At 56.0% G+C, this 12983-nt stretch carries 10 protein-coding genes; 3 read left to right on the top strand and 7 right to left on the bottom strand.

What is annotated here, in order from left to right; all coding sequences use genetic code 11:
• Window positions 1-17 precede the first annotated feature (17 nt).
• The 7 genes from AD662_RS15245 to AD662_RS15215 form a co-directional block, all read right to left on the bottom strand.
• On the bottom strand, window positions 18-1538 hold the full coding sequence (locus AD662_RS15245) for an MFS transporter (protein WP_139213178.1): 1521 nt from the start codon (window positions 1536-1538) through the stop codon (window positions 18-20).
• Between the two features lie 240 nt (window positions 1539-1778).
• Entirely contained in the window at window positions 1779-2693 is a 915-nt protein-coding gene (locus AD662_RS15240) for a LysR family transcriptional regulator (RefSeq protein ID WP_053179846.1), read from the bottom strand.
• A gap of 476 nt (window positions 2694-3169) precedes the next feature.
• On the bottom strand, window positions 3170-4126 hold the full coding sequence (locus tag AD662_RS15235; protein WP_033062519.1) for a cyclase family protein: 957 nt from the start codon (window positions 4124-4126) through the stop codon (window positions 3170-3172).
• Window positions 4127-4283: 157 nt separating this feature from the next.
• Window positions 4284-5729: a hypothetical protein gene (locus tag AD662_RS15230; RefSeq protein ID WP_018603973.1), complete on the bottom strand. Its 1446-nt coding sequence runs from the start codon at window positions 5727-5729 to the stop codon at window positions 4284-4286.
• Window positions 5730-5804: 75 nt separating this feature from the next.
• On the bottom strand, window positions 5805-6953 hold the full coding sequence (locus AD662_RS15225) for an iron-containing alcohol dehydrogenase (protein WP_053188505.1): 1149 nt from the start codon (window positions 6951-6953) through the stop codon (window positions 5805-5807).
• 183 nt (window positions 6954-7136) lie between these two features.
• The gene (locus tag AD662_RS15220; protein WP_018603978.1) at window positions 7137-8510 is read right to left on the bottom strand and encodes a sigma-54 interaction domain-containing protein; all 1374 of its coding nucleotides are present in this window, start codon (window positions 8508-8510) and stop codon (window positions 7137-7139) included.
• A 70-nt stretch (window positions 8511-8580) separates the two neighbouring features.
• Complete coding sequence (locus AD662_RS15215) at window positions 8581-9081, bottom strand: Lrp/AsnC family transcriptional regulator (RefSeq protein ID WP_053188503.1); 501 nt, start codon at window positions 9079-9081, stop codon at window positions 8581-8583.
• 119 nt (window positions 9082-9200) lie between these two features.
• Between AD662_RS15215 and AD662_RS15210 the strand changes: the two genes are divergently transcribed.
• The 3 genes from AD662_RS15210 (at window position 9201) to AD662_RS15200 (ending at window position 12934) form a co-directional block, all read left to right on the top strand.
• Window positions 9201-10235 carry a histone deacetylase family protein gene (locus tag AD662_RS15210; protein ID WP_053188500.1) on the top strand — a complete coding sequence of 345 codons (1035 nt, stop codon included), beginning with the start codon at window positions 9201-9203 and terminating at the stop codon, window positions 10233-10235.
• Window positions 10236-10285: 50 nt separating this feature from the next.
• The gene (locus AD662_RS15205; protein ID WP_053188497.1) at window positions 10286-11341 is read left to right on the top strand and encodes an ornithine cyclodeaminase; all 1056 of its coding nucleotides are present in this window, start codon (window positions 10286-10288) and stop codon (window positions 11339-11341) included.
• A 177-nt stretch (window positions 11342-11518) separates the two neighbouring features.
• Window positions 11519-12934: an amino acid permease gene (locus tag AD662_RS15200; RefSeq protein ID WP_018603984.1), complete on the top strand. Its 1416-nt coding sequence runs from the start codon at window positions 11519-11521 to the stop codon at window positions 12932-12934.
• Window positions 12935-12983: the final 49 nt, after the last annotated feature.

Genomic DNA, 12983 nt, shown 5'->3' with positions numbered 1-12983 from the left:
TCTCTCTGAATGGAGCTCTATGCCAGCGCACGAGGTGGATAAATCCGGGAAGGCATCAACGGGATCAACAGAATCAAGGCCAGTGCCAGCAACGCCATGCAGTAGTACAAGTCCGAAGATGTCAGTACGACCGCCTGTTCGTGGATGCGATAGGCAAGCCCTTCAGCGTCGCTGTCTGCCAGAGGCGAGTTGCCCAGGCGATCGACCAGCATGGTTGAGTGGAAATGCAGCCGCGCCGTGGTCAGCACATCCAGCACGCCGGTAGCAAGGACTGCCGAAAAACCTTTGACGGTGTTGAACCAAGCGGAAGCGAACGGGCCGTCTTGCGGCGCCAGGCCACCGGTAGCGAGCATCAGCAACGGGATCACCGCCATCGGCTGACCAAACACCTGGAACAGCTGCAAGATGTAGAAGTTGTCACGAATCCACTCGGAAGTGATTTGCGTGCCGCCAGCACAGGCCAGCGCCAGCAATCCAAGACCGATAGCCAGAACCCATCGGCAGTCGACCCGACGGATGTTGCACAAGGCCGCCACCAGCGGTAACGCCAGCAACTGCGGCAAGGCCACCATCAGCAATACGGGCGCAGTTTGTACCGGGCGATAACCCTGCACCTGAGCCAAGTAGCTGGAAGGGATGATGATCACCGCCAGCAATACGATCAGTACCCCGCCGAGGGTTAGCAACGCGTGCGACAGGTTCAGGTTGGTCAGCATCTGCAATTTGAAGAACGGTAGCGGGTGCGACCATTCATTAATGAAGAACAACACCAACAGCACCATACCGCCACCAAGCAGCCAGCAAATCAGCGTGGACTCGAACCAGTCCAGACGATTGCCCTGGGACAGACCAATCACCAGCGCACAAATCGCCGGGAAACCGAGCAACAGACCACGCCAGTCAAACTGTTTGAAACGCTCAAAGCGCATAGGGTCCTGCGGCAAGCCATATGTAACCGCGACCATCGCCAACAAGCAGGGTGGGACAATCTGCCAGAACGCCCATTGCCAACCGACGTATTCGGTCCACAACGCGGCTAACGGAGTCCCCAGGCTCGGGCCGAAGGTGGCAGTCAACGCGTAACTTGCCAGCCCGTAAAGCTTGACGCCGGGCGGGAGGAAACGTAGCGCGACGGTCATCAGCATCGGCGGCAGACTGCCCCCTGCCAGCCCCTGCAAAGTTCGTAACACCATCAGGCTTTCGAGGTTCGGAGCGAACGGGCAGAGAATTCCAAGCACAGTAAACGCACCGATCGCGCTGAGCGTGAAGCGACGCAGGGAGAAGGTGACTGAACACCAGGGCGCAAACGCCATGGCCGAGACTGAGGTGGCAGCGTAAGTAGCGATCAACCAGGTACCTTCATCCGCGCCGATATACAGCGCGCCACGAATGTCAGGCATGGCCACTTTGGCGACCATCTCGTTGAGACCGGCCACCAGTACGGCGATCAGCACCCCGACCAGCCCGATCACAATACGCAGGCCAAACACTGGCGCAGCGGCCGGTGCGGGTTTCGCCACCTCCGGCGCCGGGGCCATAACAGTAGAGGCTGCAAGCGAACTCACGGGGTCACCCGTCGGCCAGCGCCCCGAAAGATAGAAAACAACACAAGGCACATTGCGTCATGACTCCAAGTAAAGGATTTACCTGGATAGTTTATGAAGACGCAATAGTTCCGAAAACTGACATATGGGAAGCTTTAAGCTGCACCCAACGCACGTATCAATGCACAGAAATTATCCAGCTCCAAATTGCCCTTCGGCAGCTGCTTAGCTGCTTCAAACCCGTGGCGAGGAGTACTGGGCGCAGCTCTCTTTCAGCGTCTGGCGCAGCCAGCGATGGGCCGAGTCGTTATCAAAGCGTGGATGCCAGGCCTGCATGACCACCACCGTCTCCAGCGCCATAGGAATACGGAACGAACGCAACGGCAACCCCAGCCGCGAGACGCTCCACAACACATGCTCCGGCAGCGGCAGCAACAGGTCGGAATCGGGCAAGGCGAACATCGCCGAGTGAAAGCTAGGGGTGATCAACGCGACACGCCGCTGCAAGCCCATCCCGGCCAAAGCAGTATCGATCGGCCCGGTTGCACGCCCGCGTCGCGACACGCTGACCTGCGCATAGGAGGCGAAACGTTTGGGCGTGATTTCTTCCTGAAAGATTGGGTGATCCACCCGGGCCAGGCCGACAAAGGTCGTGGTGAACAGGCTCTGGACTTTGATTTCCGGCCCAAGATTGCGCGTCGCACTGATATAAAGATCGATCCGCCCTTCGCGCAACGCGTCATCCTCACCCTCGCCTTCCGGCACGAAGCGCAACACGGTACGTGGGGCCTTTTTGCGCATGATTTCCAGCAACTGCGCACCAAAGGCCGCGACAAATACGTCATTCGCCCGCAAGTTGTAGCAGCGTTCCAGCGTCGTGAGATCGACCTCGTCACCCGAAAGGAACACCTGCGCCGCTTGCTCGACCAAGCTGCGCACCTGAACCCGTAATGCCAGCGCCTTGGGTGTCGGCACCAGGCCACGCCCGGCGCGCACCAGAATCGGGTCACCGACTGCGCTACGTATCCGGGTCAAGGTCCGGCTCATGGCCGCGGGACTCAAGCTCATGCGCCGGGCAGCACCGACCACACTGCCCTCGTCCAGCAGCGCATCCAGGGCCACCAGCAGATTCATATCTGGAAGATGCACAACAAACACTCCTTGTGAAAATCAATTGATCCTGGCGCAATCCTAGCAGTTTCTGAGCAAACCCCAATGGGCGCGAAGCCTGCGCCGTATACCCAACTGACACGAATCGAACGGTAGAGATGGGTATTTCACCAGAGATGGAAGTCTTTTTCAGAGTTTCCTTAGGCGACAATGCTCGCCGGATAGAGGTGGTAGGCTGACCCCGAACTTCAAGAGGAAACCAAGCTGGTTGCCCTTGACGTAAGGGCGGCCGAACTGCGGGGAAATCAGCTTGGTTTCATGCCCCCACGAGCCGTTTATTTCGCCAGTGGCTAATGCTTGGCGCAAAGGCAACAGCCACTCTCAACAACCATTGTTGTGCCTCGTCGGAGTTACCCTCCTCCCCGCCTACGCTGAGCATCCTTTGATGCAAACGGCTTAAAGCAGTGTGCTTAATTTATGCTGAGGCAGGAGTCAACCTGCCCCTGCATAAATGACTATTTGATTACTACTGGGTTAACCGGCGATCCGGTAGCGCGATGCACTTTAAGCGGTGCGGCCACATAAAGAAAAGTATACTGCCTATCTTTGGCGCAACTTTCAGCCAGCTTCTCCAAATCGCAAATCTCTGTAAAGGCGATACCGAGATTACGCATCAAAGCACAGTGCAAAGGCAGCGCCACTCCTGATACTGGGTCTGTCGTTACTTCATTGGCGATGGTGTCGGTAACAAGATTTGGAATTTCCTTATTATGGAACCATTCAACAAGCTCCTCCGAATACGTAAGGCCTGGTTCGCAGAAACCGTCATAAAACGCCTCGCCCTGTTCATAGAACGCTTGAAGAAAATTAGTCCTGATAATTAGAATGTCGTGCGGCTCGATGGTATGGCCCTGAGCCTCTGCGCATGCCTCAAGATCTATATGAGTGAATGTCTCACCTTTATCCAGCATGCGCTTACCACGATGCCGAGCCATATCCAGTAACACTCCACGCCCGACTACTCCTCGTTCGCCGATAGGTGCAACACTGGCCTTGTCGAGGCCGCCCACAGTTGTTCGCGCATCGTACCCGTTCCATATTTTTCCGCCGTACCAGAGGTGGCCAAGCGCATCATATTGCGTGGACCCTTGCAGGAACGCGTCGATCTTGTCATCCGCGTAGTGCAGGCCCCCGGGATAACAAGGACCATGATCATTGTCCCAACTTGATTCATCGAGAACCATCGTACGCTCTGCTGGGGTACGGCCTGGCCAAACTGGGTCGCCTGCAGGATTACCGATCATTCGTTGTAAGGTAAATACGCTTCCCGTCTTAATGTGTGCAACCCCACGCATGACTTCTTGCGCCGTCAGGTAATTCAGAGAGCCTACTTCGTCTTCCGCTCCCCATCTGCCCCAGTTAGAAGGAGTATTTTTCAATAAATCTTCCATTGTAGGAACTGCAGTATTCATGATTTTTCCTTTTCTTAGTTGCAGTGGTGATTAAGGCGCACAACAAATGTGCCTTGTATCCGTATCAGTCAGGACATACAAAATATCGAATAAAATGGCGCGCTCAATGACCAAGCGTCTTTAGACGGGCAATCACGCTATTGAGCGATTAGACCGATCAATCAGCCATAACCTCTTCTACTCCCTGCTTATTAATAGCCGTGGCCGCCCCAGCAGCTTTGGCTGGTTTGGTAGGCGTTATCTTCAAGTCCTTGGCAAATGTCCCATCCACCTCGCCCTTGAAGAAGTTTTTGCCGTAGATCAGCAAGCACAACACAACGCCAATTCCGAATGCCCAGCTAGCACCTTTGATTGCCAGTACCGCGCCGATCACGCCGGCGATACCCAGGTCGCGCTGGCTACGCGCTTCAAGGATGCCCAGACGCACACTCACATAACCCTGGATCAGCAAGGTCAGCGACAGAGCAACACCGAGAATCGGCTGCACCAGAGTCACTACGGGCAACAACAGCAGACCGGTGTTGGTCCCCCAACGGAACGACCCGACACCGCCGATGATCGATTTCATCGCCTTCGGCCCACCTTTGAAACGTTCGATCACCACCACCAGCATCGCCGCCCATTTTGGGCCGCACATGGCGACATCCGGGCCAAAGATGCTCATGAATGCGTTTCGCGCGCCGAAGATCAGGTGAGCACGATCGGCGTTGTAGTCGACGACTTCATCCGTGCGCACGGTTTCAGCTTCATCGAGGAGCGATTTCGCACTGAGCACATCGCCGAAAACAATGATGTACGCCGCCAACATGGTCGGCAGAGCGGAGATGAACATGGAGAGCGGCGGCATGCCCAGACCGAACACGGTGTAGTTGCTCCACAGACCGGAAAAATCCGGTTTGCTGATGCCCCACTGAATAGTTGGCCACGACGCTTCACCAAACAACGGTGCAATCACCACTGCCAAAAGAATGATCGGCAAAATGCCGAGCTTGGCGAAGTTCCACCAGAAGCGGTTGCGCTGCTTGAGCTCGTTGAAGTGCTGGGAGAAGATCAAATAGAAGGCAATGCCGACCGCAATGGAAATGGTCCAGGGCAGCACATTGAATTTGCCGCCAACCTGGAACACCGCGATCACCGCACTCAAGCCGGCACCGACGATAATCCCGGATTTGATCGCCGAGGGCACATATTCCACCACCTTCTTCGCCATTCCAGTCGCCCCCAGGGCAATTGAAAAGATCCCCAGCATCAATTGGAAAGCAATCAGGGCATGGACACGCTCCGGGCCCATTGGGAACTGAGCGCAGTAAGCCATCAACAGCGGCACCGCCGGGGTGATCCAGCCAGGCACGGTCGGGTCACCGAGCAAATGGTGCGCGAGGTAAAGCAAGCCGTTGAGCATCACGACGGCAAGCGCGACCTCAAATGGCATGCCGAGCAATTCGGTCATCAGCGGAATGGCGGCCAGATCCACGGCACACATCAGCAAGCCTTGGAGGTAGTCCGGGATTTCTATCTTGTAGTGAATAAACGGCAACCGAACTTTGAAAGGACCCAGCGGGATGTACGGGCTTTCGCTCCGCTGCACAGTAGTGTCGGACATTGAGTTCACCTGTTTTATTGGTCTTGTAATGGCGGGCGCACGCACCCGCAGGACGGGAGTCGTGGCTTATCGGGATCAATAGGCGGCGCGATAGATTTTCTCGACATCAGCGGCTGTCAGCTTGCGCGGGTTGTTGCGCATCAAGCGGTCGATCTGGCTGGCCTCCTCGGCCATTGCCGGGATGGCATCTTCAGGCACGTTGAAACTGCGCATACCGGATGGAATATCCACAGTGGCGCATAGATCTGCCATGGCTTTGACAGCCTGATCCGCGGCATCCTTGTCGCTCAGGTGCGCGACACGCACACCCATGGCTTCGGCGATATCACGGAGACGCTCGACACAGGCGGTCTTGTTCCATGCCATCACGTACGGCAGCAGCAAGGCGTTGCTGACACCGTGGGCAATATTGAAACGCCCGCCCAAGGGGTATGCGAGCGCATGCACTGCGCCTACCCCTGCGTTGCCAAATGCCATGCCGGCCATCAGGCTGCCAGTGGCCATGTCCTCCCGAGCTTGCAGGTTGGATGGATTGGCATAAGCCTTCGGCAGCGCCTTGGCAATCAGTTTGATAGCGCCCAACGCGATGGCATCCGTGATTAGCGAAGCGTTGAGCGAAAGATAGGACTCGACCGCATGCACCAGCGCGTCGACACCACTGGCTGCCGTCACACTGCGTGGGCAGGTCAGTGTCATGGTCGGACAAACCAGCGCCACGTCGGGTAGTAGGTAGTCACTGACAATGCCTTTCTTCAACTGCGCTTGCTTGTCAGAAAAAATCGCTACGTTGGTAACCTCCGAACCCGTGCCAGCGGTCGTTGGGATAGCAATCAACGCAGGGCCTTTACGTTTCACCAGGTCGACACCAAACAGTTCGGTCAGCGGACCTCCATGACCGGCATACGCCGCGACGCCCTTGGCGATATCGATAGCACTACCACCGCCCACAGCAATCAAGCCGTCGTGGCTGCCCTCGCGATAAGCGCGGGTGCAGTCCTCGACGATGGCAATTTCCGGCTCAGGTTTGACTTGATCGAAGATGCCGTAACGGCGACCGCCCAGTTGCGCCAGCGCCAGATCAACAGTGCCGGACTTCAACAGAATGACGTCGGTGACAATCAGCGGGTTTTGGACATCCAGGCGAGTCAGTTCAGCTGAAAGCTGCTCGATAGCGCCTTGTCCAGTGATCAATTTGTTCGCGATTTTGAAAGCAGAGATGTTCATCGGGCTCGTCCAGTTGATGTTGTTTTATTGGAAGACGTGCCATACGAGTTAGCGAAAGACGTGCCAATACCCGCAAAGCCCCGTGGCGTGGGCCTTTACGCGATTCACACGAAAGAAGGAGGTTTTTTTACCGGTCAGTCCCGATTAGTTTTCTGATCGATTTAATCGGGGCTGATTAGAATCCTAATCAGAATGTTCCCAGCGTTTCATTTTCTGCACCACGGTCGCCTGACTCACGCCCAAGGCCTTGGCTGCAAGGCGCGTGGTCTTGTGCGCACGCAGCGCGGCACGAATCGCATTGCGCTCGGCGTTTTCCAATACCTTGCGCAGCGGCAAGCCGGTGTCATTGGTATTCAGTGGATTGAGGTTAAGGATCTCCTCAGGCATATCAAGCGCCTCAATAGTCCCTGTCTGATTGGTCACCACCAGGCGCTCGACTATGTTGATCAGCTCACGGATGTTGCCAGGCCAGTCGTAGTCGCACATCAGATCAAGGGCTTCGAGCCCCCATTGCACCTGGCGTTCATAACGGACATTGAATCTGTCCAGGTAGTAATGCAGCAGCGGAGCAATCTCCTCCCGGCGCTCGCGCAGTGCCGGAATGTTGATCGGCACCACGTTGAGCCGGTAATACAGATCAGCCCGAAAACGACCTTCTGCCACCAGCTTTTTGAGGTCGTGGTGGGTGGCGCTGATGATGCGTACATCGACCTCCTTCAGCTCCAGGCCCCCGACCGGAATGAAGCGATTTTCTTCGATGACCTTGAGTAACTTGACCTGCACCGGCAGCGGCAAATCACCAATTTCATCGAGAAACAATGTTCCGTGATGCGCCAGCTCCAGCAGGCCACGCTTGCCTTTGGGACCTGCACCTGTGAACGCACCGGGTGCATAGCCAAACAACTCGGCTTCGATCAGATTCTCGGGCAGCGCACCGCAGTTGAGGGCGAGAAATGGCTCACTGGCACGCGGGCTGGCGTTGTGGATGAATTGCGCTACGAGGGTCTTCCCGACGCCGGTTTCGCCCTGGAGCAAAACCTTCACCGAACTGCTGGCTACCTGCCGGGCCAGCGAGAAGACACGGCCGGAAACCTCCTGATCGGCCATAAGCGGAGAACTCAGGAGTTTGTCTCGTTGGCCAGCATGAAGTTTGGCGGTGCTGCTGCGCAGTTGCTTAAGCTGTTGCAACTCATCGCGCTCGTGTTTCATGCGCAGCAGTTCTGTCATGTCGCGTACGGTACTGACAACATATGAAATCCGGTTTTCAGCGTCGAGAATCGGCGTGGCGCTGACGAGCAATTTCTTGCCCTGGCTCAGGCTCTGCATCACCGACACAGGCCGACCTCCCTGCAATACCCGCAGCGTGGCCGATTGCGAGATAACGCCCTCCTTCACCAGCTCCTGCATAGGTCGACCGATGAGATCGCCACCACTGAGTCCGCTCAGGCGCTCATAGGCTTGATTGACTTTCAGCGTCTTGCCGTCGCCATCAGTGATGTAGACGCCGTCATGTAAAGCGTTGAGCAGTTCTTCGAAACTGGCGTCGTTGACATTCACCGGGAACGTTCCTTCGAGGGTGGGGAGCCGTTAAGTGTAAAAGTTGTGCAGAAGAAAATCGTCACCCCACTCACTCCTTGCTCGATTTGGGTATCGCAATACGGCTACTGGTCTTGACCTCGCGCAACGCCAGGCTCGACTGAATGGATGCAATGCCCACCTGGCGCCTGAGCACCCGCTCGATAAAATCACTGTAGCTATCAAGATCCTCCGCCAACACTTGCAACACGTAATCGGCATCCCCGGTGATCTTGTGACAGGACAGCACTTCAGGTAGTTGCGCAATCACCGCCTCGAAGGCGTCGGGAGCGTGATCGGCGTGGGTGGAAAAACGGATGTGCACGAACGCCATGATATCCAGCCCCAGCATGCGTCGATCAAGGTTGGCCTGATAGCCCTTGATCACGCCCGCTTCCTCCATTCTCTTACGCCGGCGCCAGCAAGGTGTGAGGCTTAACGACAGGCGTTCACTGAGCTCGGCGTTGGAAATGCTCGCATCCTCTTGCAGCAATGTGAGTATCGCCAGGTCCGTCTCGTCGAGGCTGATGCGTTTGGATGATTTTTTCTGCATTTCGCCAATCCTGAGTAAAAACGCCCGAAAAATCTAACAAGCCACGAATATAAAGCAAAGAAAGCGCATCCAGTCCAGAACAGAATATTTGCACTGGCTCACATTAACGGATGCGCAGAATGTTTACAGTTTTCAGTGATTCCCACCGTTTGCACCACGGCACCGAATTGAAGGACGGCGTGCTCAAGCCGTCGTTCGAACAGCCCAGCCGGGCCGATACCGTACATGATCGAGTCAAGCAGGTAGGCCTTGGCCAGATCGTCGAACCACGGGTTTTTGACCGGTCGTGTTACGTCAATGCGCACAGCGAGCGCTACGTCAGCTTTCTTGAAAGCGCATGGTCAGAATGGTGTGCGACCGGGCGTACCCACGATGCCTTGCCGCTGGTATGGCCAGTGCGCGAATTGTCCAACGATCAAGTTCCGACGTTCATCGACGGAAAGCTCGGTTTCTTCGCCATGGATGCCGGTTCTCCGATTACCGCGACCACATGGCACGCCGTAAAGACCAGCGCAGACATCGCCCTCACCGGCCTGGCGCTGATCGATGAAGGCCACGACAGTGCCTTCGCCCTGTGCCGTCCGCCCGGCCATCACGCAGCGCGTGAATACATGGGGGGTTATTGCTATCTCAACAACGCCGCCATTGCCGCACAACAGGCCATCACTCAAGGCGCGAAACGTGTCGCAGTACTGGACGTCGACTTCCATCATGGCAACGGCACCCAGAACATCTTTTACGAACGCAGTGACGTCATGTTCGTGTCGCTGCACGGCGAACCTGCGGTGTCTTATCCGTACTACTCAGGCTTCAGTCACGAAGTCGGCGCCGGCCATGGCGAAGGTTACAACCTCAACTACCCGTTGCCGAAAAATACCACCTGGGAAAGCTATCGCAATGCCCTGCTCCACGCCTGCAGGAAACTCCAGCAATTCGCCCCTGAAGTGCTGGTTATTTCGCTCGGCGTCGACACGTTCAAGGATGACCCCATCAGCCACTTCCTGCTGGAAAGCGAAGATTTCATCGGCATCGGCGAGCTGATAGCGGGTGTGGGCTGCCCCACTCTGTTCGTGATGGAAGGCGGCTACATGGTCGATGAAATCGGAATCAATGCGGTCAATGTGCTGCATGGTTTCGAGAGCAAACGCAGCTGAGCCGTCCCCTGCCCCGCAACGTTGTTACTACAGAACCGGAGAATAAAAACATGACTCTTTTCATAGACGTCGATCATGCCGCACGCCTGTTCGCCACGGTGGGCATCCGTCGCGCAATCCGCGAAATGGCGGATTACATCGAAGCTGATTATTCACGTTGGGCGCAGTTTGATAAGTCGCCTCGCACCGCCAATCATTCGGCCAAGGGTGTGATCGAGTTGATGCCGACCGACGATGGCCAGCAGTACTCGTTCAAATACGTCAATGGCCATCCGGACAACGGTCAAAGCAACTTGCTGACGGTCATGGCGTTCGGTGTCCTGGCCGATGTCCACAGCGGCTATCCAATCCTGCTCAGTGAACTGACGCTGACCACCGCTGTGCGCACTGCGGCGACCTCCGCCTTGGTCGCGAAGTCCCTGGCGCGCCCGGATGCCCGCATCATGGCAATCATCGGCAATGGCGCCCAAAGCGAATTTCAGGCCCTCGCCTTCCACGAAATGCTATCGATCAAGGAACTGCGCATATTCGATATCGATCGTGACGCCTCGCTTAAGTTGAAGCGCAACCTGGCCGCGTTCCCGGATCTTGAGGTGACCCTGGCCGGCTCTGTGCAAGAAGCGGTCAAGGGCGCAGACATCGTCACCACGGTCACTGCAGATAAAGCCTACGCAACGATCCTGACGCCCGAGATGATCGAACCCGGCATGCATATCAATGCCGTAGGGGGTGACTGTCCGGGGAAAACCGAGCTGCACGCCGAGATCTTGCGCAATGCCCGGGTCATCGTTGAATTTGAACCTCAGACCCGGATTGAAGGTGACATCCAGCAATTGGAAGCCGACTTTCCCGTCGTCGAGTTTTTCCGGATTGTTCAGGGCGAAATCAAGGGCCGCGAGAACGACGCGCAGGTCACCGTGTTCGATTCGGTGGGCTTTGCCCTCGAAGACTTTTCGTCATTGCGCTACGTGCTAGACCTGGCGCAGGAGCATGCAATCGGTGAGCACATCCACTTGGTGCCGAGGCCTGCCAACATAAAAGACCTCTACCAGATCCTGGATCAGCAGCCAGCAATCATCCCCTCACGCCTGCGCACAGTGAGTTGAAAAAACCATAAGTGATGCCCCTGAGCAAAGTGCCAAGGGGCTACGCACCACTGTGGGTACGCGGCAAATCTCGCTCTGCAAAAACAACCACCGTCAGTAGCCGTTGCATCTCTAACAAATACGCAAGACACCACTTTTCTGCCAAAACTCAAAAACATAAAATCAAGAGGTTTTGTAATGAAATCGACTCCATCAGGGCTGATTGAACAGCCTGCGCTGCAGCGCACCCTCAGCAATCGTCACATTCAGTTAATGGCCATGGGAGGCGCCATCGGTACCGGTTTGTTCATGGGTTCCGGGAAGATCATCGCCCTCTCGGGCACGTCGATCATCCTCATCTACATGATCATCGGTCTGTTCGTTTATTTCGTCATGCGTGCCATGGGCGAAATGCTGCTCTCCAACTTGAACTTCAAGACTTTCGCGGATTTTGCCGGTGCCTACCTCGGCCCGCGCGCGGCATTCTTTCTTGGCTGGTCGTATTGGCTGAGCTGGAGCGTGGCGGTGATAGGCGATGCTGTCGTGGTCGGCGGATTTTTTCAGTATTGGTTCCCCGATGTACCCGCCTGGATACCGGCCATCGGTATGCTGATGACCCTGTTCGCCTTGAATGTGCTGACGGTCAGGCTTTTTGGTGAAGTGGAGTTCTGGTTCGCGATCATCAAGATCATTGCCGTCATCACCCTGATTGGCGTCAGCATGGTGCTGATTGCCAGCTCCTTTGTCTCACCCAGCGGTGTTACTGCTTCGCTGAACCACCTGCTGGATAAACAAGCGGCCTTCCCCAACGGCCTGTTCGGTTTCTTTGCCGGTTTCCAGATGGCGATCTTCTCATTTGCCGGCACCGAACTGATCGGCACCGCCGCCGCCGAAACCCGCAACCCCGAGAAGACCCTGCCGAAAGCCATCAACTCGATTCCGCTGCGAATCATCCTGTTTTATGTGCTGGCACTGGCCTGCATTATTGCAGTGACTTCGTGGCAACAGGTATCGCCCAACAAGAGCCCTTTCGTCGAGCTGTTCCTGGTTGCAGGTTTTCCCGCGGCAGCCGGTATCGTCAACTTTGTGGTGCTGACGTCTGCCGCTTCCTCGGCCAACAGTGGTGTATTTTCGTCTAGTCGCATGCTGTTCGGACTGGCCAACCAGGACAACGCCCCGGGGATTTTCCGACGTCTGTCGAGCAATAGCGTGCCTCTGCTGAGTCTGGCCTTCACCACGCTGTTAATGCTCGTGGGTGTGTTGTTGCTTTTCATCGTTCCAGAAGTGATGACCGCATTCACCATTGTTTCCACTGTATCGGCAATCCTGGTGATTTTTACTTGGTCGACGATCCTTGCGTCGTATATTGCCTATCGCAAAAAGCGGCCTGAGCTGCATGCGAAATCGGCCTACAAAATGCCTGGCGGCGTGCCAATGGCCTGGTTTTCCCTAGTGTTCCTGGGCTTTGTTCTTTGTCTGCTGGCATTGAGACCTGACACCCGTATTGCGTTGATGGTTATGCCGGCGTGGTTCATCTGGTTGGCAATTGCTTACCAGTTGACCTGTTCCCGAAAGCCTAGAACCGCTGCTGGATCTGCCAGCCAATACGGCTGAGATGTTTGGGTGCAGCATAAACCTCAACTCATCCTTGATAGCTTAAAGC

It is taken from the genome of Pseudomonas kilonensis (assembly GCF_001269885.1).
GTDB classification, from domain to species: Bacteria; Pseudomonadota; Gammaproteobacteria; order Pseudomonadales; family Pseudomonadaceae; genus Aquipseudomonas; species Aquipseudomonas kilonensis.
The sequence above is the reverse complement of the archived record's forward strand: the minus strand, read 5'-3'. Positions and strand labels throughout refer to the sequence as shown.